The organism is Streptomyces cylindrosporus, from assembly GCF_022698165.1.
In the GTDB taxonomy this organism is placed as follows: Bacteria; Actinomycetota; Actinomycetes; order Streptomycetales; family Streptomycetaceae; genus Streptomyces; species Streptomyces cylindrosporus.
The window spans coordinates 533,712-559,322 of the sequence record NZ_JALDAY010000009.1; the positions used below are offsets into that span (position 1 = coordinate 533,712).

Sequence of the window (25,611 nt, forward strand, 5' to 3'; positions counted from 1 at the left end):
GGAACCCCATCGGGGAAACCCCCACTGGAGGGGACGCCCCATCCTCATCACGTCGAAGGGACGACGGACGAAGATGTTCCATCCCAGACGCACACTAAGGGCCCTGCTGCTGCCGCTCGTGGCCGGGCTCGCCCTCGTCGCTGTGCCCGCCACCACGGCGCACGCCGCCAGTACGCTCACCAACGGCGGCTTCGAGTCCGACGGCGCGGGCGTGGCCGTCCCGGCCGGCTGGTCCGAGTACGGCGACACCGGCGCCTCGTACACCGAGTCCGGTGGCCACAGCGGCAGTTACCGCCTGTCCCAGTACTCGTCCGCCGCCTACAAGGTGGAGACGTACCAGTACCTGTCGGGACTGACCAACGGCAACTACACGCTGACCGCCTGGGTCCGCTCCAGCGGCGGCCAGAACTCCGCGTACATATCCCTGAAGAACTGCGGCAGTTCCGAGCAGAGGACCGATCTGCCGGTCTCCACCAGCAGCTGGGTCCGCATTGTCACGTCGGTCAATGTGACCAACAACCAGTGCACCATCAGCATCAACAGTGACGCGAACGCGGGCAACTGGATCAATGTTGACGACCTGACCTTCGCTTCCGGCTCGACCGGCCTGTCGATCAAGGGTGCCGACATCTCCTCCCTCGCCAAGAGCGAGGCCCTCGGCGGCGTCTACAAGACCAGCTCCGGCACCACGGGCGATGCGGTCACCATCCTGAAGAACGCCGGCATGAACTACGCGCGCCTGAAGGTGTGGGTCGACCCGGCCGACGGCTACAACAACAAGACGCGCGTGCTCGCCGTCGCCAAGCGCATCAAGGCCGCCGGCATGAAGCTGCTGGTCGACTTCCACTACTCGGACAGCTGGGCCGACCCGGGCAAGCAGACCAAGCCCGCCGCCTGGTCCTCGCACACATACAGTCAACTCAAGACGGACGTGTACAACCACACGTACGACGTGTTGAACGCATTGAAGGCCCAGGGCACCACGGCCGACATGGTCCAGGTCGGCAATGAGATCAACGGCGGCATGCTGTGGTCCGAGGGCTCCACCGACAACTGGTCGCAGCTCGCCGGGCTGATCAACTCCGGCTACAGCGCGGTCAAGGCGGTCTCCTCCAGCACGCAGGTCGCCCTGCACCTGGCCAACGCGGGCGACGACGCGACGGTCCGCTGGTGGTTCGACAACGCCAAGACCTACGGCATCAACTACGACGTGATCGGGCTGTCGTACTACGGCTACTGGCACGGCTCGCTGGCCGCCGCGCAGACCACCCTGGACGACGTGGTCTCCCGCTACGGCAAGCCGGTCTTCATCGCCGAGACGGCCTACCCGTTCACGCTGTCCCAGAACGACTCGCTGGAGAACCAGATCGACACCAGCGGCGAGCTGGTCACCGGCTACCCGGCCACCCAGGCGGGCCAGCTGGCGTGGATGAACGCCGTCGCGAACATCGTCGAGGCCGTCCCCGGCAACAAGGGACTCGGTGTCTTCTACTGGGAGGCGACCTGGACCGCGGTCACCGGCAACGGCTGGGACCCGACCGACTCCACCTCCGGCAACGGCTGGGAGAACCAGGCCCTGTTCGACTACTCGAACAAGGCGACTTCCGCCATGAGCTGGTTCAGCCATCGCTGAACCATGAGAAGAGGGCCCGGCCGCAGGGGAGCGGTCGGGCCCTCGCCCTTTTCGTACCGGGCCGGTGCCCGGCACGCCTGGACAGACCGCGCCGTTCGGTACCGGACAAGGACCGCCGAGTCACGGACACGACTGTGGGTCCTGCGGGACAGTGGGAGGACGCGGTTCGCGGTGGTCCGTCCGGAAAGGGGCACGCGATGTTGAGGACTTCCGTCAGCGGGACACGTCTGGACATCCTGGAGTGGCTCAAGGACCCGGCCGCCCACTTCCCGCCGCTCTCGCCCGGGAGCGGCGTCGAAAGAGGCGTGACCGTGGACGCCGTCGCCGCGAAGCTCGGCGTGCCGAGCGCGGTCGCGGCCACCCATCTCGCACTGCTCGCGGACATGGGCCTGCTGACCGCATGCAGCATCGGGACGCGCACCTACTACCGGCGCGACGAGGTGCGGATCGCCGAGGTGGCGCGGATGTTCGAGAAGGGCTGGTAGGCGCGGCCAGGGGCTAGACCTTGCCTTCGGGCGCCTGGAGGGGCGGGGCCTCCTCCTCGGCTGACCCTTCCTCGGCTGCCGCCTCCTCGTCCGTGTAGCCGAACCGCTCGCACAGCAGCCGCCCGACCAGCGCACCGCCGTAGACCACGAAACCCACTCCGACCAGCCAGGACTCCACGACCAGGATGGTGCCGACCGGGCCGTAGCTGACCGCGTTGGTGACCAGCAGCGGGGTGAACACCAGGTAGGAGAACCAGCGCAGGCCCACCAGCCCCGCCATTGTGGCGAGCGCGCCGGGCAGCAGATGCCGCCAGCGCACCTGGCGATTGAGCAGGAAGTGCGGGCCCCACCAGAAGAACAGGATCCCGACCGCCATGCTCAGCGGGATACGGGCGGTCCCGTGCAGCACGTTCCGGGTCTCCACCTGCGCGTACACGTACGCCATGAGCACGACCAGCCAGACCGCCTGCCGCCAGATCCGGTGCCACGGGCCGGGGGACGGCTTCCAGATCCGCTCGTAGCCGTTCTGCACGCTCGCCGCGAACGACAGCCCGAACACCGCGAGCAACGCCACGCTCCACGCGCTGGCGGTGCCGACCACCTTGCTGGGCGGCCCGAAGACGTCCGACAGGGCCTTGGCGGAGCGCCCGGACAGGTCCATCCCGTCCACCAGCCACAGCGCGAATCCGCCGTGCCCCAGCGGATCCGCCGCCGCGACCACGATCAGCAGCGGCGCCAGCGTGACCAGCGCGAGCGTGGCGAAGCCCATGGCCCGGTGCAGCAACTCCAGCTCCCTGCCCCGCCGGTGCAGCTCGCCGAGCCCCGACCGGTGCCACCAGCGGGCCGACCGTGACATGGGACCACTCCTTCTCGGCGATGTCCTGAGTGGCCGGGAAAGTGCCGAGGTAAACCTGATCGAGTGACCCCGCGCCCGGCGGACCTCCTCCTACGTGCCAGCATGAACTGTCCCGACCTCGACGAGGAGGTTTCCATGGACCGACCCGCCGCTCTTGTTCCGCTCCGGTACGTCGCCATCGGCGGCCGCGGCCCCGAGGACGTCGTCGCCGACGCCCGGGGCCGGGTGCTCACCGGCGTGGAGGACGGCCGCATCCTGCGCGTCGACGGCCTGACCGGCGAGGCGCCCGCCCGTGTCGAAGTGCTCGCCGAGACCGGCGGCCGGCCGCTCGGCCTCGAACTCCTGCCGGACGACGCCCTGTTGGTGTGCGACGCCGACCTCGGCCTGCTCCGCGTCGACCTGCGCGAGGGCATCGTCCGCATCCTCGCCGACTCGGTGGCGGGGGAGCGGCTGCGGTTCTGCAGCAACGTCGTCGCCCTGGCGGACGGCAGCGTCTGCTTCACCGTCTCCAGCCGGGTGCACCCGCTCGAGCACTGGATCGGCGACATCGTCGAGCACACCGGCACGGGCCGGCTGCTGCGCCTCGCACCCGGCAGCGAGGCGCCCGAAGTGCTGCTGGAGGGGCTGCAGTTCGCCAACGGCCTCGCACTCGCCGCCGACGAATCGTTCCTGGTCGTCGCCGAGACCGGCGCCCGCAGGCTCACCCGCTACTGGCTCACCGGCCCGAAGGCGGGGCACGGCGAGCCCTTCGCCGAGAACCTGCCCGGCATGCCCGACAACATCTGGCGCGGCTCACCGGACGGGCCGATCTGGGTCTCCCTGGCCTCCCCGCGCGTCCCGCCGCTCGACCTGCTGCACCGCACCCCGCCCGCCGTCCGCGGCGCCGCCGCCCGCATCGCCGTACACGCCCCCTACCGCCCCGCCGGCACCATCGGCGTCCTCGCCGTCGACGACCAGGGCGACGTCGTTCACCACCTCACCCACCGCCGCTCCGGCTTCCGCATGGTCACCAGCGTCTGCGAAGCAGCCGGCCACCTGGTGCTGGGCAGCCTGTGGGAGCGCGGGATCGCGGTCTGCGAGCGGCCCGCCCCGAAATGACCCCGGTCCGGGCCGGGCGCTACCCTGTAGCCCGGCCGCGAGCACCTCGTCGCGGCGCGGCGGTGGGGCCCGCCGTACCCGAACCGCGGCAGTGGTGCCGCCAACGGTCCCTACTTGCGAAGGAGCGGCGCCCGCACGCCCGGGCCCCGGCGAGTAGGAGACGCACGCTTATGACAGCCCCGGAAGCCGAGAGCCTCCGTACCCGCACCGGCGCCCCGCGGCGGCCCGAGTGGCGCACCCAGGCACCCGTTGTCGCGGTGGTCGCCCTCGGCGGAGCCCTCGGCGCCACCGCCCGCTACGCACTCGCCCTGTGGTGGCCCGCTCAGCCGGGCGGATTCCCCTGGGCGACCTTCTGGACCAACGTCGTCGGCTGTGCCGTGATAGGCGTGTTCATGGTCGTCATCACCGACATCTGGGCCGCCCACCGACTCGTCCGCCCCTTCTTCGGCACCGGCGTGCTCGGCGGCTTCACCACCTTCTCCACCTATGCCGTCGACATCCAGCGGCTCGTCGACTCCGGCCACCCCCGCACGGGCCTGGCCTACCTCGCCGCGACCCTGCTCGCGGCCCTCTCGGCGGTCTGGCTCGCGGTCGCCGCGTGCCGCCGCGTCCTGAAGTGGAGGCAGCCATGACCAGGCTGACCGGCAACGCCCTGCGCGTGACCGTGTTCATCGGCGAGAACGACACCTGGCACCACAAGCCCCTCTACTCCGAGATCGTGCACCGCGCCCACGCGGCCGGACTCGCCGGCGCCAGCGTCTTCCGCGGCATCGAGGGCTTCGGCGCGTCCTCCCTGATCCACACCACCCGGCTGCTCTCCCTCAGCGAGGACCTGCCCGTCGCGATCGTGATGGTCGACACCGGGGAGCGGGTCCGGGCCTTCCTCCCGCAGCTCGACGAACTCGTCGGCGAGGGACTCGTCATCCTCGACGACTGCGAGGTCATCAGGTACGTCGGCCGCGAGAGCGACCCCGGCAAAGCGGACGCGAAGGGTAAGAGGTCGTTGTGAACTGGCTGTTGGTGATCGCGGGCGCCATGGTGGGCGCTCCGCTGCGCTACCTCACCGACCGCGCGGTGCAGTCGCGGCACGACACGGTCTTCCCCTGGGGCACCTTCGCGGTGAACGTCACGGGCTGCCTGATCCTCGGCCTCCTGACCGGCGCCGCGGCCCGGGGAGCGGCCGGTTCCCACCTGCAACTGCTCCTCGGCACCGGCCTGTGCGGGGCCCTGACGACGTACTCGACCTTCTCGTACGAGACCCTGCGGCTGACCGAGACGGGGGCGGGGCTCTACGCTGCCGCCAACGTCGTGGGGAGCGTGACGGCGGGCCTCGGCGCGGCATTCGCCGGGGTGTCGGTCGCGCAGGCCCTGTGGTCCTGACTACCCGGACCACGCCCACGCGTAGTAAGACTGTCTACAGCACTGTCGACCAACTCCTCCAGAACTGGATCCCATGAGCGTCATCAACGTCGGCCAGGCCGCCGTCCTCGGAGTCGTCGAGGGACTGACCGAGTTCCTGCCCGTCTCCTCCACCGGCCATTTGAAGATCACCGAGGGGCTCATGAACATCCCCGTCGACGACGACGCCGTCGTCGGCTTCTCGGCCGTCATCCAGGTCGGGGCGATCGCGGCCGTGCTCCTGTACTTCTTCAAGGACATCGTGCGGATCGTCTCCGCCTGGGGAAGGGGGCTGGTCAACAAGGAGGAGCGGTACCACCACGACTACAAGTTCGCCTGGTGGGTCATCTACGCCACCATCCCCATCGTGATCGTGGGCCTGGCCGCCAAGCCGCTCATCGAGGGCCCGCTGGCCTCCCTGTGGGTGGTTGCGGCCTCACTGATCGTCGGCAGTGGCGTCATGTGGGCGGCGGACCAGATGGGCCGGCACAAGCGAGGTGAGGACGACACGACCTTCAAGGACGCGATGCTGGTCGGCGGCTCGCAGATCCTCGCCCTGCTCTTCCCCGGCTTCTCGCGCTCCGGCGCCACCATGTCGACGGCCCTCATCCTCGACCTGGACCGCGTCGCCGCCACCCGTCTCTCCTTCTTCCTCGGCATCCCGGCCCTGACCGGCGCCGGTCTGTACGAGCTCAAGGACGCGCTCGGCACGGGCGTGGGCGCCGCCCCGCTCGCCGTCGGCACGCTCGTCTCCTTCGTCGTCGCCTACGCCTCCATCGCCTGGCTGCTGAAGTACGTCGCCAAGCACTCCTTCAACGCCTTCGTCGTCTACCGGATCGTCGTGGGAGTGCTGCTGCTCGGCCTGCTGGCGAGCGGGGCGCTGGACAGCTGACGGCGGATGCGTGAAGGGAGCCGGGCTGGGGACTTGGCGTGCAGGCCGGGTGCAGCGACGCTCCCCTGGGGGGCTGGCCCGACCAGGCTCCTCCGGTTCAGCCAACGAGCCGGGGGAGCCGCCCGTGCCGTCAGTCCACGCCGCCGCGCTCGCAGACCCGCCGGGCGACCTCGCGGAGCTTGATGTTGTGCTGCTGCGAGAAGCGGCGCAGGGCCTCGAACGCCTGCTCCTCGGTGAGGTTGTGCGCGCCCATCAGGATGCCCATGGCCTCGCCGATGAGGTGACGGGTGGCGACCGCCTGCTCCATCTGGGCGTGGGAGCGGGCGCTGGAGAAGGCGACGGCGGCATGGGAGGCCAGCAGCCAGCCGGCCAGTTCACTGGCGTCGGTGAAGGCGCCCGGTTCCCGTGAGTAGAGGTTGAGCGCGCCGAACTCCTGGTCCTCGGTGTAGAGCAGGAAGCCCATCATGCTGCCCATGCCCAGAGCGTGCGCCTGCGGGGCGTAGGCGGGCCAGCGCGGCTGCTCCCGGGTGAAGTCCGCGATACGGAAGACCCGCTCGCCGTCCACGGTGCGGGCGGCATCGAAGCACGGCCCCTCGCCCAGCCGCCCCTGCAGGCGGTCACTGTCGACGACCAGCTTCTCGGTGGGGGCCAACGTCTTCACCTTCGCGCCGCTCAGCACCAGAATGCCGGCCGCGTCACAGCCCTCCACGAGCTCGACCGCCGAGCGGCTGATTCGTTCCAGGGTGGCGTCGACCGACTCCTGGGCGAGCAGATCGCGGGCCATCGCCGCCATCTGCTGCGCGAATCCGGCCCAGTCCATACCGGCCTCCGTGTCTTGGTCCGTCCTGGCCAAGAAGCCGTCTACCCAGCCTTTCCCGCAAGTCTCACCGGGCGGCCGGGTGACCCCCTTGACAGTGTCCGCCCGTCACCCGCAGTATCGCTCCCGTGAACCTGTCAGACAGCAAGACAGCCAGTCAGGGTCCGCGGCGCATCAGCGCGATGGAAGCGGTCCTGGCACATCTGCGTGCCGCCATCGAGAACGGCGAGTACGCGGTGGGGGACAAGCTGCCCTCCGAGGCGGAGCTCTGCCGCACCCTGGAGGTCAGCCGGCCCGTGCTGCGCGAGGCCCTGCGGGCCCTGCAGACGATGGGCCTGACCGTCTCCAGGACCGGCAAGGGCACCTTCGTGGTCGCGAACGCCGTCGAGGACCCCACCTTCGGCGACTACGCGGCCAGCGACCTGCTGGAGGTACGCCGCCACGTGGAGATCCCGGTGGCGGGCTACGCGGCCGTGCGCCGCACGCCCGAGGACCTGGACCACCTGGCGCACCTGCTGGAGCGCATGGAGCGGGAGACCGACACCACCTCCTGGGTCGCCCTCGACACGCTGTTCCACCTCGCTGTCGCCCAGGCCTCCCAGAACCCGGTCTTCCGCCGGGTCATCGAGGAGATCCGGGACGCACTGGCGCGTCAGTCGGCCTTCCTCAACGAGCTGGGCGGGCGCCGCGAGCAGTCCAACCGCGAGCACCGGGCGATCGTCGAGGCGCTGATGGACGGTTCCGAACTCGACGCGACGGACGCCATGGCGCACCATCTCGACCGCGTCGAGACCACCCTCACCGACATCGTGCGCCCCGCGCGCACGGACACCCCAACGGAAGGCGGACCCGAGGCGTGAGCGAGCAGTCCCTGCACGAAGGCGTGCAGAAACGTTCCGGCCATGTCGACGCCGGAGACGCGGGCTACAGCAAGTCCCTGAAGTCCCGGCACGTCAACATGATCGCCATCGGTGGCGCCATCGGCACCGGTCTCTTCCTCGGCGCGGGCGGCCGGCTCGCCGACGCCGGCCCCTCCCTGTTCGTCGCCTACGCGGTCTGCGGCGTCTTCGCCTTCCTCGTCGTCCGCGCCCTCGGCGAACTCGTGCTGTACCGGCCCTCCTCGGGCGCCTTCGTGTCGTACGCCCGCGAGTTCCTCGGCGAGAAGGGCGCGTACACCGCGGGCTGGATGTACTTCCTCAACTGGGCGACCACCGGCATCGCCGACATCACCGCGGTCGCCACGTACACCCACTACTGGGGCATGTTCTCCGACATCCCTCAATGGTTGATCGCATTGATCGCCCTTGCGGTCGTGCTGACCGTCAACCTGATCTCCGTCAAGATCTTCGGTGAGCTGGAGTTCTGGTTCGCGATCGTCAAGGTCAGCGCGCTGGTGATCTTCATGTGCATCGGCATCTTCCTGCTGGTGACCCAGCACCCCGTCGACGGAGCCGCCCCCGGCCCGTCGCTGATCACCGACAACGGCGGTGTCTTCCCCAACGGCCTGCTGCCCATGCTGCTGATCATCCAGGGCGTCGTCTTCGCCTACGCCTCCGTCGAACTGGTCGGCGTCGCCGCGGGCGAGACCGAGAACCCCGAGAAGATCATGCCCAAGGCGATCAACTCGATCATGTGGCGCGTCGGTCTCTTCTACGTCGGCTCGGTCGTCCTGCTGTCGATGCTGCTGCCCTGGAACAAGTACAGCTCCGGCGAGAGCCCCTTCGTGACCGTGCTGTCCAACATCGGCATCCCGGCGGCCGGCGGCGTGATGAACCTCGTCGTCCTCACCGCGGCCATGTCCTCGCTCAACTCCGGCCTGTACTCCACCGGCCGCATCCTGCGCTCCATGGCGATGTCCGGTTCTGCCCCCAGGTTCACCTCGGTGATGAGCCGCAGCCAGGTCCCGTACGGCGGCATCCTGCTCACCAGCGGTATCTGTGTCCTGGGCGTCGGCCTCAACTTCGTGGTCCCGGCGGACGCCTTCGAGATCGTCCTGAACTTCGCGGCGATCGGCATCCTCTCCACCTGGGGCATGATCATGATCTGTCACCTCCTCTTCTGGCAGAAGACCCAGAAGGGCGAGCTGACCCGCCCGGGCTACCGGCTGCCCGGCTCCCCGTGGACCGAACTCGTGACGCTGGCGTTCCTCGCCTCCGTCCTGATCCTCATGTACGCCGACGGAGGCGCCGGCCGCACCACCGTGCTGTGCCTGCCGCTGATCGTCGGAGCGCTGGTCGGCGGATGGTTCGGCATCCGCGGCCGCGTCGCCCGCCGGTCCACCGAGAACGAACCCACCACTGGAGCGGGCGCGTGACCCGCGTACCGCTCCCGGACAAGAGGCAGTGATGTTCAGCAGTTCCGTCGCGGACGCACCCCTGATCCGCGAGCCCCTCCACGCCCCCGTCGCCCACCTGATACGCGGCGGGGTCGTCGAGGGCATCCACTACGGCTCCGTCGTCGTGCTCGGCCCCGACGGACGCGTCGAGTTCCAGCTCGGCGACATCGAGGCGGCCTTCTACCCCCGGTCCGCCCTCAAGCCCGTCCAGGCCGTCGCCATGGTCCGGGCGGGGCTGCCGCTCGACGGCGAGCTGCTCTCGCTCACCGCGGCGAGCCACTCCGGCGAGGAGCGACACCTCGCCGGGACCCTGCGGATCCTGGAGCTCGCCGGGCTGAGCGAGGACCATCTGCGCAACGTGACCGACATGCCGTTCGACCCGGTCGTGCGGGACGCGTGGGTGCGGGAGGGGCGTGCGCCCTCGCGGCTCGCCCAGAACTGCTCCGGCAAGCACGCGGCCATGCTCTACACGTGCGTGTTGAACGGCTGGTCCCTGGACGACTATCTCGATCCGGAGCACCCCCTCCAGCAGGCCATCGCGGAGATCGTCGAGGATCTCACCGGGCAGCGGATCGCCCAGGTGACCGTCGACGGGTGCGGGGCGCCGCTGTTCTCGGTCTCGCTGCACGGGCTTGCTCGTGCGGGGGCGCGGATCGCTGCCGCCGCTCCTGGTACGCCGGAGGCGCGGGTGGCTGACGCGATGCGGTCGCACGCGGAGATGGCCTCCGGTGCGGGGCGGGATGTGGCCGCGTTGATGGCTGCTGTGCCGGGGCTGCTGGCGAAGGACGGCTTCGAGGGGGTGCAGGTTGCTGCGCTGCCGGATGGGCGAGCCGTTGCCGTGAAGATTGCCGATGGTGCGAATCGGGCGCGGATCCCGGTGACTGCGGCGGCGTTGGCGCGGGCCGGGGTTGATCCGGAGCTGCTCACCGAGTTCGCCGGTGAGGCGCTGCTCGGTGGTGGGCGGGCGGTGGGGTGTGTGCGGCCCGTTCGTTCGCTTGAGCCTGTGGTGGTTTCGGCTTGCGCCTAGTGGGGCGGGCCGACTTGTTGTCCGGCGGCTGCCGGGTCCGTTGTGGCTGGTCGCGCAGTTCCCCGCGCCCCTCAAAGACGGGGCGTTTCAAGCAACCCTTCTGAAAGAGGTTCCGTACCCTCATGACCCACGTCGTCACCCGTAGCGAGCATGATCTGCTTGGTGATCGGGATGTTCCCGTCGACGCCTACTGGGGTGTGCACACCCTGCGTGCCACCGAGAACTTTCCCGTCACCGGGACTCCGATCTCCGCTTATCCGCACCTCATCGACGCCCTGGCCGCCGTCAAGGAGGCCGCCGCTCTGGCCAATGAGGAGCTGGGGCTGCTGGAGCCGAAGAAGTCCGCCGCCATCGTCGAGGCCTGTCGGGAGATCCGGGACGGGAAGCTGCACGACCAGTTCGTGGTCGACGTCATCCAGGGTGGCGCCGGGACCTCGACCAACATGAACGCCAACGAGGTCGTCGCGAACCGGGCGTTGGAGTTGATGGGGCACGAGAAGGGGCAGTACCAGTTCCTGCATCCCAACGAGGACGTCAACCTCGGGCAGTCCACCAATGACGTGTATCCGACCGCCGTCAAGGTGGCGACGGTATTCGCGGTGCGTGGGTTGCTCAGGTCGATGGCTGTACTGCAGGACTCGTTCGCCCGCAAGGCCGTCGAGTTCCGCAATGTGCTCAAGATGGGCCGTACACAGTTGCAGGACGCGGTGCCGATGACGCTCGGTCAAGAGTTCTCCGCGTATGCCGTCATGATTGACGAGGATCGCAACCGTCTTGACGAGGCCGTCCAGTTGATCCATGAGATCAATCTGGGGGCCACCGCCATCGGCACCGGACTCAATGCTCCGGTCGGGTACGCCGAGTCCGCCCGCCGCCACCTCGCCGACATCACCGGGCTGCCGCTGGTCACCGCGGCCAACCTCGTCGAGGCCACCCAGGACTGCGGGGCGTTCGTCCAGATGTCCGGTGTGCTCAAGCGGATCGCCGTCAAGCTGTCCAAGAGCTGCAACGACCTGCGGCTGCTGTCGTCCGGGCCGCGGGCCGGCCTCGGCGAGATCAACCTGCCGCCCGTGCAGGCCGGTTCGAGCATCATGCCCGGCAAGGTCAACCCGGTGATCCCCGAGGTCGTCAACCAGGTCGCCTTCGAGGTGATCGGCAACGACGTCGCCATCACCATGGCCGCCGAGGCGGGCCAGTTGCAGCTCAACGCCTTTGAGCCGATCATCCTGCACTCCCTGTCGGAGTCGATCACGCATCTGCAGGCCGCGTGCGTGACGCTGGCCGAGCGCTGCGTGGACGGCATCACCGCCAACACCGAGGCGCTGCGTGCGAGCGTCGAGAACTCGATCGGGCTGGTCACGGCGCTGAACCCGCACATCGGCTACACGGCCGCCACTGACATCGCCAAGGAGGCCCTCGTCACTGGCCGCGGCGTGGCCGAACTCATCCTGGAGAAGGGCCTGCTGCCCGCCGAGACCCTGGCCGACCTGCTGCGGCCCGAGGTCGTCGCGGGCAGTGCCTCACCCCTGGCCTGACCCGCATCAGACCCGCATCCGACCCGCATCCGACCTGCGACGACGCGCCGGGACCGGCCTGGAGGCACAATGGTGATCATGACAGCGACGTCGTCCCATTCCTTCCAGCCGGTCCTGGAGCGCATCGCCGAGGAGATCGAGCGCACCCCCGGCCGCGGCCGCCCCGCCGACTACATCCCGGCGCTCGCGGCCTGCGACCCGCGCCGCTTCGGCATGGCGGTAGCGGAGCTGGACGGCACGGTGTACGGCGTGGGGGACTGGCGCGAGCCGTTCTCCACGCAGTCCATCACCAAGGTCTTCACCCTCGCCCTCGACCTGGCCCGCGAGGGCGACGAACTGTGGGAGCACGTCGGCCGCGAGCCCTCCGGCAACCCCTTCAACTCGCTGGTCCAGCTGGAGTACGAGAGCGGCATCCCGCGCAACCCGTTCATCAACGCCGGCGCGCTGGTCGTCACCGACCGACTGCAGACCCGTACCGGGGACGCGGCCGGTGAACTGCTCGCCTTCCTGCGCACGGAGAGCGGCAACCCGGGCCTGGACTTCGACAAGGACGTCGCCGCCTCCGAGGCGGCCAACGGCGACCGCAACGCCGCACTCGCCCACTTCATGGCGTCCTACGGCAACATCGACAACCCGATCCCGGCCCTGCTCGACCAGTACTTCCGGCAGTGCTCGATCACCGCTTCCTGCGCCGACCTCGCCCTGGCCACGAGCTTCCTGGCCCGCCACGGCATCCGCGCCGACGGCACCCGGCTGCTCACGCGCAGCCAGGCCAAGCAGGTCAACGCGGTGATGCTGACCTGCGGGACGTACGACGCGGCGGGCGAGTTCGCCTACCGGGTGGGCCTGCCCGGCAAGAGCGGGGTGGGCGGCGGCATCATCGCGGTCGTGCCCGGGCGGTGCACGCTGTGCGTGTGGAGCCCGGGCCTGGACGAGCGGGGCAACTCGGTGGCGGGCGTGGCGGCCCTGGACCGCTTCACGACCCTGACCGGGCTGTCGGTCTTCTGAGCCGGCCGTTCAGTCCAGGAACTCGGTCAGCAGCGGCACCAGCAGAGAGGTGCGCCCCATCAGCTCCACGTGCGTGGTGGACGGCAGCACCGCCAGCCGCGCCTGCGGGATCAGCTCCCGCATCTCCGCCGCGTGCTCCACGCGCACGAAGTCGCGGTCGCCGACGACCAGGAGCGTGGGCGTCCCGAGCCCGCGCAGGTCGTCGGCGGTCCAGGGCAGCGGGGCGTGGGCGGCGCCGGTGACCTTGCCGAGGAAGTCCTGGAAGTGCTCGGGGCGCGGCGCGACGGCCGCGTACGCGTCGGCCATCTCCTGGAAGTCGGCCTGGCTGGGCAGCCGGGGTGAGGTGAAATCCGGTTTCCGGACGTCGTCGTGGTAGCCGTCCTGGCGGTACTGCGTCGCGGCGAGCACGAGGCGGCCCACGCGCTCGGGGTGGCGCACGGCGACCTCCAGGGCGGTCAGCCCGCCCAGGCTGAAGCCGAGGAAGTCGGCCTGCCGGATGCCGAGTTCGTCCAGCAGCGCCACGACGTCCGAGGCGAGGTTCGGCACCGTCAGGTCGCGATCGGTGTCGGCGGTGTGACCGTGTCCCTGGAGTTCGGGAGCCACGACCCGCCGATCGGCGGCCAGCACGGGCAGCACCGCGGCGAACGACAGCCCGACGGTGTGGACACCACCGTGCAGCAGCACCAGCGGACGGCGCGCGGCAGCTGCGGGCCCGTGGACCTCGTAGTACATCTCAAGACCGTTGACCTTGGCGTATCCGGAGCTGCTCGGCACAGCGATCACGTCCTTCACAGGTGGGTCGGGTATCAAGGAGACCGGCCGGACCCGGCGAACTCATCGCCCCGACGGCGGAATCACAAGCCGGTCACGCGCAGGCCCCCGCCCGGAGACCGGCACGTCAATTTCCGGCCATCCGGCGTTGACACGCTTTCCGAGTGTTGGCCATGGCTTTCCCCGTCGATCTCCGCCGCTGTCAGGTGCTGGGCCTGGCCGGCACCGCCTTCCTCGCACTCGGAGGTGAGACGGCCGGCGCCCTGCCCGTCGAAGAGCTCCTGGACCCCTCGAACGTCCGCGTGGCCCTGGGAGTCGTCGGCGCCTACTTCGGCGTCGTCCTGCTGATAGCCGCCTGGGTGCTGCTCGGCCGGCTCGTGCGCAGCGCCGAGCCCCCCACCCCGCGCGCCCTGCTGCTCGTCCTCGCCGTGTGGGCGGCCCCGCTGCTGCTCGCCCCGCCCCTGTTCAGCCGTGACGTCTACAGCTACCTCGCCCAGGGCGCCATGGTCGACGCCCACATGGACGTCTACGCCTACGGTCCCTCGCATCTCGGCGGCCCGCTCGCGAACGAGGTCCCGCCGCTGTGGCAGCACACGGGGACCCCGTACGGCCCGGTCTTCCTCGGCGTCGCCTCCGCCCTGTCGGGCCTGACCCACGGCGAACTGCCGGCCGGCCTGTTCGGGATGCGCCTGGTGGCCCTGCTCGGCGTGGCCCTGATGGCGGCGACCCTGCCCCGCCTCGCCCGCCACAGCGGCGCCGACCCCGCGCAGGCGCTCTGGCTCGGCGCCCTCAACCCGCTGGTGCTGCTGCACCTGGTCGCCGGCGCCCACAACGACGCGATCATGCTCGGCCTGCTGGGCATGGGCCTGGTGGCCGCGCTCGGCCGCTGGCCGCTGCTGGGCGCGGTGCTCGTCACGCTCGCCGCCCTGGTCAAGGCGCCCGCCGTGCTGGGGCTCGCGGCGGTGACAGCGCTCCAGATCCGCGCGGGCCGCGGTCCGGTGCGCGCGGTGCTGACGACCGCGGCCGCAGCTGCCGCCACCACCGTCGCCGTCACCGCCGTGACCGGCACGGGATACGGCTGGATACGAGCGCTCAAGACGCCCGTGTCGCCCCACAACTGGGCCCTGACGAGCCTCCTCGGCCGCGCCACCGCCGCCCTGCTGACCAAGCTCGGCAGTGATCTCGCCCCCCTCGCGGTACCGGCCTGGCAGGCCCTGGGCCTGGTCGCCACCGGCGTCGCGATCCTCGTCATATGGACGCGCCGCGGACGCATCTCGCCGGTGTATGCGCTCGGCCTGAGCCTGGCCGCGGTGGTCGTCCTCGGCCCGGCGATCCGCCCCTGGTACGCCCTGTGGGGCCTGTTCCTCATCGCCGCGGCGGCACCCAGCACGTCGATACGGCGCCGACTGGCCGTGGTGACCGGAGTCGTCGCGTTCCTCGCCCTGCCGAACGGGACGCCCGCGGGCACCGACGAACTCGTACTGGCCGTCTCCGGCGGCCTGCTCGCCGTGGTCGTGCTGTGGCAGGCCCACCAGGCGGCCCAGGCGCCCGCGTTGGGACGTACCGCATGACCGGGCCCCGCACCGACCGCGGCCGCCTGCTGCTGGTCCTCTCCCTCGCCGCCGCCGTCACGGCCTTCACCGCGACCGTGCCGCTGCTGCGCGACTGGTTCGACCTGCGGGTCTACTACGGGGCCGTCAACACCTGGATCCACCACGGCGGACGGCTCTACGACTACCAGGTGCCGGGGACGACGTACGGCTTCACCTACCCGCCGTTCGCGGCCGTCAGCATGCTGCCGATGACCCTCGTCGGCCTGCGCACCGCGATCGCCCTCGCCCTGCTGCTCAACCTGGCGGCCCTCGCCCTGGTCCTGCACTACCTGACCGAGGGCGCGTGGCGGCGCTACGGCTGGTACGGCTGTGCCCTGGGCGCCTGTGTCCTCGCCCTCTTCGAGCCGCTGCGCGACACCCTCAGCTTCGGCCAGGTCAACCTGCTGCTGCTGGCTCTCGTGCTCACCGACGCCTGGCTGCTGCGCACCGGCCGCGGGCGCTGGGCCGGCGTCGGCATCGGTCTCGCGGCGGCGATCAAGCTCACGCCCGCGGTCTTCATCGGCCTGCTGCTGATCGCCCGCAGGTGGCGTGCCGCCGCGGTGGCGGCCTTCGTCACCTGCGCGGCGACCGGGCTCGCCGCCCTGATGGCCCCCGACGCCTCGCGTTTCTACTGGACCGAGGCCCTGTGGGACACCAACCGGGTGGGCCGCCTCGACTACGTCTCCAACCAGTCGGTGCAGGGCATCCTGGCCCGCCTCGGCATCACGGACCGGCCGGTCTGGGCGCTGGCGGTGCTGCTGGTGCTGGGCGTGTGGGCGTGGCGGTCCCGGCAGGCCGTCGCCGCGGGGAACTGGGCGACCGCCTTCGCGCTGACCGGGCTGACCGCCTGCCTGGTCAGCCCGATCACCTGGGTCCACCACCTGGTGTGGCTGCTGCCGTCCTTCGCCGTGCTGATCCGCACGGGGCACCCGCGCGTGGCGGGCGCCCTGTACGCGATGCTGTGCACGAGCGTGGTGTGGCTGTGGTTCGACGACGCCTCCGGCATCGACGGGTTCCTGGGCAGCAACATCTACGCGTGGATCACGCTGGGCCTGCTGCTGGGGCTGCCGGTCGGTCAACTCCCCGCAGTCCGCCTGCCCTTGGCCCACAGCGCCAGCGCCACCGCGCCCGCGCCGAGCGCCGCGGCACCCGCGATGAACCCCGTCTCCGCCCAGCCCGGCCCGCCCTCCGGCGCGACCGCCGCGACCACGGGAACGGCTTCCGGTCCCGGCCTCGGCCTGACCCGCAGCGCGTCCAAGGACCCCACCGGCGCCACCCGCCCGGCGGCCGCGAAGCCCCAGTCGAGCAGCTCCCGGGCCTCCTCGTAGACGGCGAACCCGCCGCCCGCCTGCGGGTTCATCACCGTGACGACGAGCGTGCGCCCGCCCCGGCGGGCCGCGGCGACCAGCGTGTTGCCCGCGTTGCTGGTGTAGCCGTTCTTGACGCCGATCAGCCCCGGATACCGCTGCACACCGTCCGCGCCGGTCAGCAGCCGGTTCGTGTTCGCGATCTCGTACGACCATCCGCCCCCGCCCGGGAACTTGGCCTCGGCCGTGCCGCAGTACCGCGCGAAGTCCGCGTTGCGCAGCCCCGCCCGCCCGAACACAGCCAGGTCGTACGCCGACGACACCTGCCCCGGCGTGTCGTAGCCGTCCGGCGACCGCACATGTGTGTCGCGGGCGCCGAGGGCACGGGCCTTGGCCTGCATCCGTACGGCCGTCGTACGCCAGCCGCCGTTGAGCGCGGCCAGGACGTGCACGGCGTCGTTTCCGGAGTTGAGGAACACCCCGCGCCACAGGTCCGCGACCTGGTAGGTGCGCCCCTCGGCGACCCCGACCAGGCTGCTGCCCGGCCCGATGCCCGCCAGCTCCTCCTCCGTGACCGTGTGCCGGACGCCGGCCGGGAGGGCCGGCAGCACGGTGAGGGCGAACAGGGTCTTGAGGGTGCTCGCCGGCGGCAGCCTGCGATGCGCGTCGTGCGCGGCGAGCACTTCACCGCTGTCGGCGTCGGCCACCAGCCAGGACAGCGCGGAGACGTCCGGAACCGCGGGCGCTCCGCGGTGGGCGCGCACCTGGGTGCCGGCTCGATACAGCAGCGACGGCTGCGGCACCGCCGTGCGCGGCCCGCCGGGCGGGGTGGGTTCCGCGCCAACGGCCGCCGCGACGGGGGTGAACGCGAGCACGCCCGCCGCGCAGAGCGCACAGGTCGTGACGACCGCCCGGGATGAGAATCCGATAGTCATACCGCCAACGTAGAAATCGCTCCGCCGTACGCGGCGATGGCCGGGCCGGGGTGGAGGCGGGAGCACCCGGATGCCGCAGTGCCTTGTCGAGCGGTGGGCTGTTTCCGGCGACAGGGCTGGTCCGGGCGGTGGGGCAGTGCGAGACGCTGAAGCCGTTCCAGGTGGTGGGGTTGTTCGAGGCGTTGGGCCCGTTTCAGACGTTCGGACCGTCGCCCGTCACGATGTGGCCCGCGTCCTCCCCGACCGCGACGGCGCGTTCCCCGGAGGCCTCGACGTCCGTCTGCCGGGCCGCGGGCGGGTTCTCGCCGCTCCGGGGCGGGACGGCGGGGGCGCCGGCGGGGACGCTCGCCCGGTCGCCGGTGATGATGACGCCCGCGTTGCCGCCCACGGCCACGGCGCGGGTGCCGGAGGCGGTGACCGTCCGGGTCGGTACGGGGGCGCCGGCCGCCTGGAGCTCGGCGACCGCCTGTTCGAGGGCCGTCCTGAAGTCGGGGTCGTCGTCGGTGGCGTCCGCCAGGGAGTCCTCGAGGCGCCGACGGGTCCGCTCGCTCAGTTCCTCGGAGCCGCCGTCGGCCTCGGCGATGGCCCTGGTGAGTGCGGGGTCGTCGCCCAGCTTCGCGCTGACCAGGTCGTGCAGGCGGTCCATCCCCGTGTCGATCGCGCGGTCGACCTCCGCGTCCGCCCTCGGTGCCGCCCGGCGCACCTTGCGCACGGCCCAGGCGAAGACGTATCCCACAGCGATCTCGATGCCGGTCACGGCGAGTCCCCCTCATGTCGGTGCCTTGCAACGGCAACGGTATCCGTCCGGCCGTCGACTCCGCCGGGGGCACCGGTCATTCGGCGGGCAGCGTCGGCTGGATGCGGCGCAGGAATGTCGCGTTGTCGGGGGTGTCGCGCATGCGCTCCAGGAGGGTCTCCAGGCCGCCCTGGCCGTCGCGTGTCTGCAGCGCGCGGCGCAGTCCGCGTACGGCGGTCAACTCGGCCGGGGACAGGAGGAGTTCCTCGCGGCGGGTGCCGGAGGGGTTGATGTCGACGGCCGGGTAGACGCGGCGCGAGGCGAGCTCGCGGTTGAGGCGGAGCTCCATGTTGCCGGTGCTCTTGAGCTCTTCGAAGAAGTAGTCGTCGGCGCGCGAACCGGTCTCCACGAGCGCGGTGGCGAGGATCGTGAGGGAACCGCCCTCCTCGGCCAGCCGGGCGGCGCCGAAGAACCGCTTGGGGCCCAGCAGCGCGGCCGCGTCGACGCCGCCGCTGAGGGTGCGGCCACCGGCGGCGGCCGAGTTGTTGTGCGCCCGGCACAGCCGGGTCAGGGAGTCGAGCAGGATGACGACGTCCTCGCCCGCCTCGACGAGCCGCTTGGCCCGCTCGATGACGAGTTCGGCGAGCGCGATGTGCTGCTTGGGCGCCCGGTCGAAGGTGGAGGCGTACACCTCGCCGCGCACACAGCGCCGCATCTCGGTGACCTCCTCGGGACGCTCGTCCAGCAGCACCACCATCAGGCGGCACTCGGGGTGGTTGCCGGCGACGGCCGCCGCGATCTGCTGGAGCAGCACGGTCTTGCCGGTCTTGGGCGGGGCCACGATCAGCCCGCGCTGGCCCTTGCCGACGGGCGCGATGAGGTCGGCGACGCGTCCGGTCAGACCGGCCGCCGGGTGTTCCAGGCGCAGTCGCTGGTTGGGGTGCAGCGGCGTGAGGTCACGGAAGTGGCGTCGGCCGCGCAGGTCGTCGGGCGTGCGCCCGTTGACCCGTGCGACCTCGGTCAGTGCGCGCCGGCCGTCGCGGACGCCTTCGACGAGGTCGCCCTTGCGCAGGCCGTGACGGCGGATCAGCGCGGGGGAGACCGGGAGGTCGGAGGGCGAGGCGTGCAGGCTCTCGGCGCGCAGGTGGCCCTTCCCGCCCGCGTCGATGTCGAGGACACCGACGGCGATCTGGGTCTGGGCTTCTTGCTTCACAGGGGGTTCGAGAGTGGTGGTCATGGTGGTTGGTCCTTTCGGTCCGTTCGAAGACGGATGGCATGAGACATGCGGGAGGGAAGGGGAGAGCCGCGACGGGAAGGCGCGCAGGTGGTGATGCGCCTTCGGCGGCGGGAACAGCTGCCTCGGGGTACGGCACAGCCGCACCGGGTACGAGGTGGAGCCGGAATGCCGGTGCGCCGGCCGGGAATCGGCGGGCGGGTCGGCGTACTGAAGAGGAACTGGCACCGGCGCCCTGACACGGGGCGTACACAAGTGCTAGCAGGACCGTACCACAGTGGGCCCGCTGTCAAACCGATCGTCAAACCGATCAGCGAGAGGCGAGCAGACCGTACAGAAGCGGGATCCGGGGTTCCGGAAGCCGCCACCAGCCGGACGGCGTGCGGACCATCTGCGGCCAGCGCGGCCAGGGCAGCTCGTCGCTCTCGCGAAGGCTCCGGATGGTCAGTCCTGCCCCGGTCAACGCGTTGACTACCTCGCCTATTCCGTGCATCCACTCGTAACTGTCCGTGGCGCCCTCGACGGCCGGGCCGTCGGTGTACGTGTGCGTCGCGTCGCGGTGCACGGGACCGCCACCCGCCAGGTAGTCGTGGCGCAGCAGCAGCTCGGGTCCCTCGCCGGGAGCGGGCTTCGGGCCGAGGGAGTTGAGGACGGGATGGAACTCGACGATGTACAACCGGCCGCCGGGGCGCAGGAGTCGGGCGACGACGTCGGCCCAGCGGTCCAGGTCCGGCAGGTAGCACAGCGCGCCTTTGCCGGTGTACACGACGTCGAACTGCCGTCCGTCCAGGGCCTGTTCGGCGTCGTACACGTTCGCCTGTACGTAGTCCACGTCCAGGCCCGCCTTCGTCGCGATGTCCCTTGCCGCGGCCACCGAGGCCGCGGAGAAGTCGAGGCCGGTGGCCCGGGCGCCGCGCCGGGCGAAGGCGATCGTCTCGGTGCCGAGGTGGCACTGCAGGTGGAGCACGTCACGGCCGGGCAGGTCGCCGAGGTCGTGCCACTCGAAGGAGGCGAACCAGCGCTCGGGGTCGAGGTCCTGGTCGAGGCCGTAGAAGCGGCTGGCGAGGTGGACGGGGGTGCGGGCGTCCCAGTTGGCCTCGTTGGCCCGCATGAACCGCGTGTGCTCGTCGGTGCTCATGACGACATCCAACCCCGGACGGGCTTCGAATGGCGGGAAGAACCCCGGATCGGTCACGGTTGGCGTGGGACGGATGTCCGACGACGGGAAGGGCAAGTCATGCGCGCACTGATCGTGGACCCCGAGGCACCCGGGCGGCTGCGCCTGGGGGAGGCCCCGGATCCGGCGCCCGGACCGGGCCAGGTGCTGGTCGAGGTCGGGCACACCTCGCTGAACTCGGCGGAGCTGTGGTTCGCGCAGCAGGCCGCGCCCGGCGAGGTGATCGGGTTCGACGCGGCCGGCGTCGTCGTGCGTGCCGCGGCGGACGGCACCGGGCCCGGCGTCGGCAGCCGGGTCGTCGGCTTCGCGGAGGGCGGCGGCTTCGGGGCGCTGAGGGCGATGGACGTGGCCGATGTCGCGGTCGTCCCGGACGGCGTCGACCTGGGTGAGGCCGCCGCGCTGCCGGTCGCGGCGGGCACCGCGCTGCGGGCACTGGAACAGGCCGGGCCGCTGCTCGGCCGCAGGGTCCTGGTGACCGGGGCGTCCGGGGGCGTGGGCGGGTTCGCGGTGCAGCTCGCCGCGCTGGGCGGGGCGCACGTGATCGGGGTCGCCGGGTCCGAGGACGGGCTGCGCTGGGTCTCGGAACTCGGCGCGGACGAGGTGGTGGGCGGGGTCGACCGGGTGACGGAACCGGTCGACGTCGTGGTCGACACGGTGGGTGGCGACCAACTCGCCGCCGCGTACGGCCTGTTGGCGTCCGGCGGCAGCCTGCAGAGCATCGGCTGGGCCTCCGGTCGGGAGGCCGTGCTGCCGGTCGGGTCCACGCTCGGCAGCAGGCAGCCCAAGTCGATCGTGTCGGTCTACAACGGCGGTGGACTCACCGACCGCCAGGCCCAGTTGGGGCGGCTGCTCGCCCTCGTCGACGCCGGGAAGCTGCGCGTGCCGGTCGGCTGGCGCGGACCCTGGGACAAGATCGCGGACGCGGTGGAGGCGCTGAGCGGCCGCAGGCTGCGCGGGAAGGCGGTCCTGGACGTGAGCTGACGCCTTCGGGCCCGAGCCGCATACCTGCCATACGAACCCCCGATGCTCCTTTCCTGACCTATTTCTTGTTCCGGCCCAACCCCCTACCTACTCTGCCATCACCGCACTCCGGCGGGCATGGGACAAGGGACTTGGACAATCATGGGTCGACTGGCCGGGAAAATCGCTTTCATCAGCGGAACGGGGGCAGGAATAGGCAGGGCCGCGGCTCGGGTATTCGCGGCCGAAGGCGCCACCGTATTCGGCTGTGACATCGACGAGGACAGCGCCGCGGAAACCGTGGAACTCGTCGAGAAGGCCGGCGGAGTGATGCGGTCCCTCGCGCCCGTCGACCTGTCCACCGAAGCCGGCGCACGGCAGTGGATCGACGCCGGGATCGAGGCCTTCGGCGGGATCGACATCCTCTACAACAACGCGTCCGCACTGCGGAACGGCCCGTTCGAGACGATGCCGGCCGAGGACTGGTACTTCACCATCAAGAACGAGCTGGACATCCCCTACTTCTGCACACAGGCCGCCTGGCCGCACCTCGTCGCGCGCGGCGGCGGGGCCGTCCTGAACGTCGCCTCGGTGGCCGCCGTGCGCGGTGCGCCGTTCATGCCGATGGTGCCGCACGGCGCCGCCAAGGGCGGGGTGCTCGCGATGAGCAAGCACCTGTGCGCGGCCGGCGCCCCGCACCGCATCCGCGTCAACACCGTCGCCCCCGGCATGACCCGCACCGCTGCCACCGCTCCCTTCCTCGACGACCCGGACGGCCCCCGGGCCCACCTGGAGGCCCGGATCCCGGCCGGACGGGTCGGCGAACCCGAGGACATCGCGCGCGTCGCGGCCTTTCTGTGCTCCGACGAGGCCGCGTTCGTCAACGGCGCCAACCTCATGGTCGACGGCGGCGACAGCGCGATGGCGGGCTGAGCGGCCGTGCTCGCGCGACTCGATCACGTCGGCCTCAACGTACGCGACCTCGTCGCCCAGACCGCCTGGTACCGGGACGCCTTCGGGCTCGCGCCCGTCTTCGAGTTCCGGCTCGACGGCCCCGGCCTCAGCGGCGTCGTGCTGGCTCATCCGCAGGGCTGGCGCCTGGAACTCCTCGCCCGACCCGGATCCGCCCCCGGCCTGCGGGCGCCGGATCCGATGACCGCGGTCCTCACCGAGGGATACGGGCACTTCGCGGTCACCACCCCCGAACTCGAACCCGTCTACGAGGCCCTGGTGGCCCGCGGAGCGGGCGAGGTCATGAAACCCGGGCCCTCACCCGAGCCCGGAATCCGCATGGCCTGGGTCAGTGACCCCGAGGGAAATCTCATCGAACTCATAGAGAAAAACGCAGAGTGAGGGCACGCGCGATGACGGAATCGATTTCCTTGAAGAAACTCGACACGGGGACGCTCATAGCGTGCTGTCTCGCTGTCGCGGCGGCACAGCTGTGTATTACGGTGCCTTCCCCGATCAACGGAAACATTCAGGCCGCTTTCGGCGCCTCGGGTTCCCAGGTGGCCTGGGTGACCTCTGCCTTCATTCTGCCCACAGCCATTCTGGAGCTGAATTTCGGCGTGGTCGGCGACCTCTTCGGGCGCAAGCGGCTGCTGGTGCTCGGCGGATTCGTGCTCGCGCTCGGCGAACTCCTCAACGCCACCTCCCAGAACATCACCATGCTGTGGATCGGCCAGGCCCTCGCCGGTGTCGGTGCCGCCGCCCTCTTCCCCAGCTCCCTCGCGGTGATCGCGGCCGCCACCCCCGAGGAGAAGGACCGCGCCAAGGCGGTCTCGATCTGGGCGCTGAGCATCTCGCTGGCCTCGGCCCTCGGCCCGCTGTCCTCCGGGATCCTCGCCACGGTCGCCGACTTCCGCTGGGCGTTCGTACCGCCCGTCGTGCTCGGCCTCGCCGTGGGCGTCACCTGCTGGATCCTGGTCACCGACTCCAAGGCGCCCGAGGGCCGCACCCTGGACTGGCCGGGCCAGATCACCATCGCCGTCGGTCTGACCGCGCTGCTGTGGGGCATCATCGAGGGCGGCGACCGCGGCTGGGGCAGCGCGGCGATCGTCGGTTCGCTCTCCCTGGCCGCCGTGGCCCTGGTCGGCTTCGTCGTCGCCGAGAAGCGCTCCGCGTCGCCCATGTTCAACCTGGACCTGCTGAGGATCCCCTCGTTCGCGGCCGCGGCCGTCGTCGCGCTGGCCGGCATGTTCGGCTTCATCGGCACCGCGTACTGCGTCTCGATCCGGCTCGGCGCGGTGATGCACCTGAGCGCGCTGCGGGCGGGCATGCCGTTCGTGATCCTTCAGCTGATCCCACTGCTGCTGGCGCCGGTGCTGAGCAAGATGCTCACCAGGGTGGAGCCGCGCTGGCTGCTGATGGGCGGGCTGCTGCCGATGGCCGCGGGCCAGTTCTGGATCGCCGCGCTGCCCATCACCACCACGTCCCTCGCGGCCTTCATCGGCCCGGTGCTGCTGCTCGGCGTCGGCTTCATCTGCGTGGTCTCCTCGCTCACCTCCGCCGCCGTGAACGCCGTACCGATCAACATGACCGGCATGGCCAGCGGTGCGACCAGCCTGGTGCGCGAGTTCGGGCAGGCGCTCGGCCCGGCCGTCATCAGCACGGTCGCGATGAGCGCCGCCTCCGGGGTGCTGGTGGGGAAGCTCAGCGGCGCGGACGCGGGCATGGAGTCGGCGGCGGGCCCGCTGGCCGTCGTCAACGCCGGCAGCGACAGCGCCCGGGCCGCCGCGCAGACGGCGCTCGGCCACGGCATGGCGGTCGGTGTGGTGATCTGCGGCTGCGCCTCCCTCCTCGGCGCACTGGTCACGCTGCTGCTGGTCCGCAAGAACGCGGCCCGGTCGGCGGTGGGCGCGGGCGAACCGACGGTGCAGACGGCGTCGGCGTAGCACGCGCGGAAGGGAGAGGCCGGGGTCGGCGACCCCGGCCTCTCTCGTGAGATCCGAGCCTCCGTCACGCGTTCGGGTCGAACGGGATCCCAGAAGGCATGGAGTGGGCGAGCGCGTAGGCGAAGTCGCCGTCCTTGATCTTGATGGTGGCTGCCCCGAAGTCGGCGCTCAGCAGTTTGTCGCGGAAGCCGTCCGGATAGCCGTTCCAGCCCACCAGCCGCGGATAGAACCAGCCCCCGGTCGCGTTCTCCGGCGGCTCGTCGTTGCCGTTGGCGAAGCGGAAGCAGTGGGTCGAGACACCGTCCTTGTGGTAGACGATCTTGGGATGGGTGCCGTCGAAGCGCACCGAGGAGCGGGCCGCCACCTGGTAGCCGCTGTGCTGCGACACCGACACGTACTGCACCTCGTTGTTGCTGATCCACACCACGACGTGCTCCCAGTCGTGCGTGTGCCCGATCGCCGCCGGACCGAGGGTCGCCTGGTCCTTCTCGAAGTAGCTGGCGTACATCACCGCGCACCAGCCGTTGTTGCACTTCTCCCGCGAGTAGGTGTTGGCGTTGGCGAGCTGGGCGTAGTCGTGGCAGTGCCCGTTGACGTCACCGCCGAGCTTCAGCCCGGGGTTGATCGTGCCGTCGGCGCCGATCGCGGCCGTCGCGTAGCAGCCGTCGCCGTCGTAGTCGTAGGCAGGTGAGAAGGTCTGCTCCAGTCCGTCGGCGTTCTGCGGCAGCAGCTGCAGCACGTTGGCATGGGCGCTCGCCGGCACGGCGACGACGAGCGTCAGTGCCCCGAGGGCACCGAGCAGGGCCTTGGTGAGGGATCTCAGGTTCCGCATCACATCTCCCGCCTCAGCAGTAGAGGTTGTTGCCGGGGCTGACGCCGAGGATGGCGGTAAAGCGCTGGTAGGCGTCGACGCGGCTT

At 70.9% G+C, this 25,611-nt stretch carries 25 protein-coding genes and 1 pseudogene; 18 read left to right on the top strand and 8 right to left on the bottom strand.

Annotation, left to right across the window (positions count from 1 at the left end):
• The first annotated feature begins 73 nt into the window (after positions 1 to 73).
• Both MQP27_RS30750 and MQP27_RS30755 read left to right on the top strand, forming a co-directional pair.
• Positions 74 to 1,633: a glycosyl hydrolase 53 family protein gene (locus MQP27_RS30750; RefSeq protein WP_242769271.1), complete on the top strand. Its 1,560-nt coding sequence runs from the start codon at positions 74 to 76 to the stop codon at positions 1,631 to 1,633.
• Between the two features lie 197 nt (positions 1,634 to 1,830).
• Positions 1,831 to 2,118 carry an ArsR/SmtB family transcription factor gene (locus MQP27_RS30755; RefSeq protein ID WP_242769274.1) on the top strand — a complete coding sequence of 96 codons (288 nt, stop codon included), beginning with the start codon at positions 1,831 to 1,833 and terminating at the stop codon, positions 2,116 to 2,118.
• Between the two features lie 13 nt (positions 2,119 to 2,131).
• Here the strand turns inward: MQP27_RS30755 and MQP27_RS30760 are convergent, their stop codons facing one another.
• Positions 2,132 to 2,974 carry a YhjD/YihY/BrkB family envelope integrity protein gene (locus MQP27_RS30760; protein ID WP_242769277.1) on the bottom strand — a complete coding sequence of 281 codons (843 nt, stop codon included), beginning with the start codon at positions 2,972 to 2,974 and terminating at the stop codon, positions 2,132 to 2,134.
• Positions 2,975 to 3,109: 135 nt separating this feature from the next.
• Between MQP27_RS30760 and MQP27_RS30765 the strand changes: the two genes are divergently transcribed.
• The 5 genes from MQP27_RS30765 to MQP27_RS30785 all read left to right on the top strand — a co-directional run bounded on the left by MQP27_RS30765 (position 3,110) and on the right by MQP27_RS30785 (position 6,362).
• Entirely contained in the window at positions 3,110 to 4,072 is a 963-nt protein-coding gene (locus tag MQP27_RS30765; RefSeq protein ID WP_242769282.1) for an SMP-30/gluconolactonase/LRE family protein, read from the top strand.
• Between the two features lie 170 nt (positions 4,073 to 4,242).
• Entirely contained in the window at positions 4,243 to 4,704 is a 462-nt protein-coding gene (gene crcB / locus MQP27_RS30770; protein ID WP_242769285.1) for a fluoride efflux transporter CrcB, read from the top strand.
• Positions 4,701 to 5,081, top strand: a complete 381-nt coding sequence (locus tag MQP27_RS30775; RefSeq protein WP_242769288.1) for a DUF190 domain-containing protein — start codon at positions 4,701 to 4,703, stop codon at positions 5,079 to 5,081. Before crcB (MQP27_RS30770) ends, MQP27_RS30775 begins: the two co-directional genes overlap by 4 nt.
• Positions 5,078 to 5,452 carry a fluoride efflux transporter CrcB gene (gene crcB, locus MQP27_RS30780; RefSeq protein WP_242769291.1) on the top strand — a complete coding sequence of 125 codons (375 nt, stop codon included), beginning with the start codon at positions 5,078 to 5,080 and terminating at the stop codon, positions 5,450 to 5,452. The genes MQP27_RS30775 and crcB (MQP27_RS30780) overlap by 4 nt, the downstream gene beginning before the upstream one ends.
• A gap of 73 nt (positions 5,453 to 5,525) precedes the next feature.
• Positions 5,526 to 6,362: an undecaprenyl-diphosphate phosphatase gene (locus MQP27_RS30785; RefSeq protein ID WP_242769294.1), complete on the top strand. Its 837-nt coding sequence runs from the start codon at positions 5,526 to 5,528 to the stop codon at positions 6,360 to 6,362.
• 130 nt (positions 6,363 to 6,492) lie between these two features.
• Here the strand turns inward: MQP27_RS30785 and MQP27_RS30790 are convergent, their stop codons facing one another.
• The gene (locus MQP27_RS30790) at positions 6,493 to 7,182 is read right to left on the bottom strand and encodes a GAF and ANTAR domain-containing protein (protein WP_242769297.1); all 690 of its coding nucleotides are present in this window, start codon (positions 7,180 to 7,182) and stop codon (positions 6,493 to 6,495) included.
• A gap of 179 nt (positions 7,183 to 7,361) precedes the next feature.
• On the opposite strand from MQP27_RS30790, the gene MQP27_RS30795 reads away from it, so the two are divergent.
• The 5 genes from MQP27_RS30795 to MQP27_RS30815 all read left to right on the top strand — a co-directional run bounded on the left by MQP27_RS30795 (position 7,362) and on the right by MQP27_RS30815 (position 13,084).
• Positions 7,362 to 8,039, top strand: coding sequence for a FadR/GntR family transcriptional regulator (locus MQP27_RS30795; protein WP_242769478.1), 678 nt, complete (start codon positions 7,362 to 7,364; stop codon positions 8,037 to 8,039).
• Positions 8,036 to 9,493, top strand: coding sequence for an amino acid permease (locus MQP27_RS30800; RefSeq protein WP_242769300.1), 1,458 nt, complete (start codon positions 8,036 to 8,038; stop codon positions 9,491 to 9,493). The genes MQP27_RS30795 and MQP27_RS30800 overlap by 4 nt, the downstream gene beginning before the upstream one ends.
• A gap of 31 nt (positions 9,494 to 9,524) precedes the next feature.
• Positions 9,525 to 10,541 (top strand): asparaginase, encoded by a 1,017-nt coding sequence (locus MQP27_RS30805; RefSeq protein ID WP_242769303.1) that lies wholly within the window; start codon positions 9,525 to 9,527, stop codon positions 10,539 to 10,541.
• 122 nt (positions 10,542 to 10,663) lie between these two features.
• Complete coding sequence (aspA, locus tag MQP27_RS30810; protein ID WP_242769318.1) at positions 10,664 to 12,076, top strand: aspartate ammonia-lyase; 1,413 nt, start codon at positions 10,664 to 10,666, stop codon at positions 12,074 to 12,076.
• Between the two features lie 69 nt (positions 12,077 to 12,145).
• The gene (locus MQP27_RS30815) at positions 12,146 to 13,084 is read left to right on the top strand and encodes a glutaminase (protein ID WP_242769321.1); all 939 of its coding nucleotides are present in this window, start codon (positions 12,146 to 12,148) and stop codon (positions 13,082 to 13,084) included.
• Positions 13,085 to 13,093: 9 nt separating this feature from the next.
• Here the strand turns inward: MQP27_RS30815 and MQP27_RS30820 are convergent, their stop codons facing one another.
• Positions 13,094 to 13,858: an alpha/beta fold hydrolase gene (locus MQP27_RS30820; protein ID WP_242769323.1), complete on the bottom strand. Its 765-nt coding sequence runs from the start codon at positions 13,856 to 13,858 to the stop codon at positions 13,094 to 13,096.
• A 170-nt stretch (positions 13,859 to 14,028) separates the two neighbouring features.
• Between MQP27_RS30820 and mptB the strand changes: the two genes are divergently transcribed.
• Together mptB and MQP27_RS51465 are read left to right on the top strand one after the other, a co-directional pair.
• Entirely contained in the window at positions 14,029 to 15,426 is a 1,398-nt protein-coding gene (mptB, locus tag MQP27_RS30825; RefSeq protein WP_242769326.1) for a polyprenol phosphomannose-dependent alpha 1,6 mannosyltransferase MptB, read from the top strand.
• Positions 15,423 to 16,775, top strand: coding sequence for a glycosyltransferase 87 family protein (locus tag MQP27_RS51465; protein ID WP_308290015.1), 1,353 nt, complete (start codon positions 15,423 to 15,425; stop codon positions 16,773 to 16,775). The genes mptB and MQP27_RS51465 overlap by 4 nt, the downstream gene beginning before the upstream one ends.
• An 83-nt stretch (positions 16,776 to 16,858) precedes the next feature.
• On the opposite strand, the pseudogene MQP27_RS30835 reads toward MQP27_RS51465, so the two are convergent.
• The 4 genes and pseudogenes from MQP27_RS30835 to MQP27_RS30850 all read right to left on the bottom strand — a co-directional run.
• Positions 16,859 to 17,689 (bottom strand): annotated as a pseudogene (locus MQP27_RS30835) (D-alanyl-D-alanine carboxypeptidase family protein); the annotation flags it as partial.
• A 193-nt stretch (positions 17,690 to 17,882) separates the two neighbouring features.
• Positions 17,883 to 18,446: a hypothetical protein gene (locus tag MQP27_RS30840; protein WP_242769330.1), complete on the bottom strand. Its 564-nt coding sequence runs from the start codon at positions 18,444 to 18,446 to the stop codon at positions 17,883 to 17,885.
• A gap of 76 nt (positions 18,447 to 18,522) precedes the next feature.
• Positions 18,523 to 19,662, bottom strand: coding sequence for a transcription termination factor Rho (gene rho, locus MQP27_RS30845; protein ID WP_242769344.1), 1,140 nt, complete (start codon positions 19,660 to 19,662; stop codon positions 18,523 to 18,525).
• Positions 19,663 to 19,969: 307 nt separating this feature from the next.
• A complete protein-coding gene (locus tag MQP27_RS30850) occupies positions 19,970 to 20,797 on the bottom strand; it encodes a class I SAM-dependent methyltransferase (RefSeq protein ID WP_242769347.1) in 828 nt (275 codons plus the stop codon).
• Positions 20,798 to 20,896: 99 nt separating this feature from the next.
• On the opposite strand from MQP27_RS30850, the gene MQP27_RS30855 reads away from it, so the two are divergent.
• The 4 genes from MQP27_RS30855 (at position 20,897) to MQP27_RS30870 (ending at position 24,693) form a co-directional block, all read left to right on the top strand.
• Positions 20,897 to 21,817, top strand: a complete 921-nt coding sequence (locus tag MQP27_RS30855; RefSeq protein ID WP_242769350.1) for a zinc-binding dehydrogenase — start codon at positions 20,897 to 20,899, stop codon at positions 21,815 to 21,817.
• A 141-nt stretch (positions 21,818 to 21,958) separates the two neighbouring features.
• Complete coding sequence (locus tag MQP27_RS30860) at positions 21,959 to 22,729, top strand: SDR family NAD(P)-dependent oxidoreductase (protein WP_242769353.1); 771 nt, start codon at positions 21,959 to 21,961, stop codon at positions 22,727 to 22,729.
• A 6-nt stretch (positions 22,730 to 22,735) separates the two neighbouring features.
• Positions 22,736 to 23,149, top strand: a complete 414-nt coding sequence (locus tag MQP27_RS30865) for a VOC family protein (RefSeq protein WP_242769368.1) — start codon at positions 22,736 to 22,738, stop codon at positions 23,147 to 23,149.
• A gap of 11 nt (positions 23,150 to 23,160) precedes the next feature.
• Positions 23,161 to 24,693 (top strand): MFS transporter, encoded by a 1,533-nt coding sequence (locus tag MQP27_RS30870; protein ID WP_242769371.1) that lies wholly within the window; start codon positions 23,161 to 23,163, stop codon positions 24,691 to 24,693.
• A gap of 64 nt (positions 24,694 to 24,757) precedes the next feature.
• Here MQP27_RS30870 and MQP27_RS30875 read toward each other — a convergent pair whose 3' ends face one another.
• Entirely contained in the window at positions 24,758 to 25,525 is a 768-nt protein-coding gene (locus MQP27_RS30875; RefSeq protein ID WP_242769374.1) for an NPP1 family protein, read from the bottom strand.
• Between the last annotated feature and the right edge of the window lie 86 nt (positions 25,526 to 25,611).

Excerpts from the sequence above, each read along its gene's own strand:
- MQP27_RS30750 (WP_242769271.1), top strand. The coding sequence starts at position 74 with ATGTTCCATCCCAGACGCACACTAAGGGCCCTGCTGCTGCCGCTCGTG.
- MQP27_RS30755 (WP_242769274.1), top strand. The coding sequence starts at position 1,831 with ATGTTGAGGACTTCCGTCAGCGGGACACGTCTGGACATCCTGGAGTGG.
- MQP27_RS30760 (WP_242769277.1), bottom strand. The coding sequence starts at position 2,974 with ATGTCACGGTCGGCCCGCTGGTGGCACCGGTCGGGGCTCGGCGAGCTG.
- MQP27_RS30765 (WP_242769282.1), top strand. The coding sequence starts at position 3,110 with ATGGACCGACCCGCCGCTCTTGTTCCGCTCCGGTACGTCGCCATCGGC.
- crcB (WP_242769285.1), top strand. The coding sequence starts at position 4,243 with ATGACAGCCCCGGAAGCCGAGAGCCTCCGTACCCGCACCGGCGCCCCG.
- MQP27_RS30775 (WP_242769288.1), top strand. The coding sequence starts at position 4,701 with ATGACCAGGCTGACCGGCAACGCCCTGCGCGTGACCGTGTTCATCGGC.
- MQP27_RS30785 (WP_242769294.1), top strand. The coding sequence starts at position 5,526 with ATGAGCGTCATCAACGTCGGCCAGGCCGCCGTCCTCGGAGTCGTCGAG.
- MQP27_RS30790 (WP_242769297.1), bottom strand. The coding sequence starts at position 7,182 with ATGGACTGGGCCGGATTCGCGCAGCAGATGGCGGCGATGGCCCGCGAT.
- MQP27_RS30795 (WP_242769478.1), top strand. The coding sequence starts at position 7,362 with ATGGAAGCGGTCCTGGCACATCTGCGTGCCGCCATCGAGAACGGCGAG.
- MQP27_RS30805 (WP_242769303.1), top strand. The coding sequence starts at position 9,525 with ATGTTCAGCAGTTCCGTCGCGGACGCACCCCTGATCCGCGAGCCCCTC.
- aspA (WP_242769318.1), top strand. The coding sequence starts at position 10,664 with ATGACCCACGTCGTCACCCGTAGCGAGCATGATCTGCTTGGTGATCGG.
- MQP27_RS30815 (WP_242769321.1), top strand. The coding sequence starts at position 12,146 with ATGGTGATCATGACAGCGACGTCGTCCCATTCCTTCCAGCCGGTCCTG.
- mptB (WP_242769326.1), top strand. The coding sequence starts at position 14,029 with ATGGCTTTCCCCGTCGATCTCCGCCGCTGTCAGGTGCTGGGCCTGGCC.
- MQP27_RS51465 (WP_308290015.1), top strand. The coding sequence starts at position 15,423 with ATGACCGGGCCCCGCACCGACCGCGGCCGCCTGCTGCTGGTCCTCTCC.
- rho (WP_242769344.1), bottom strand. The coding sequence starts at position 19,662 with ATGACCACCACTCTCGAACCCCCTGTGAAGCAAGAAGCCCAGACCCAG.
- MQP27_RS30850 (WP_242769347.1), bottom strand. The coding sequence starts at position 20,797 with ATGAGCACCGACGAGCACACGCGGTTCATGCGGGCCAACGAGGCCAAC.
- MQP27_RS30855 (WP_242769350.1), top strand. The coding sequence starts at position 20,897 with ATGCGCGCACTGATCGTGGACCCCGAGGCACCCGGGCGGCTGCGCCTG.
- MQP27_RS30860 (WP_242769353.1), top strand. The coding sequence starts at position 21,959 with ATGGGTCGACTGGCCGGGAAAATCGCTTTCATCAGCGGAACGGGGGCA.
- MQP27_RS30870 (WP_242769371.1), top strand. The coding sequence starts at position 23,161 with ATGACGGAATCGATTTCCTTGAAGAAACTCGACACGGGGACGCTCATA.
- MQP27_RS30875 (WP_242769374.1), bottom strand. The coding sequence starts at position 25,525 with ATGCGGAACCTGAGATCCCTCACCAAGGCCCTGCTCGGTGCCCTCGGG.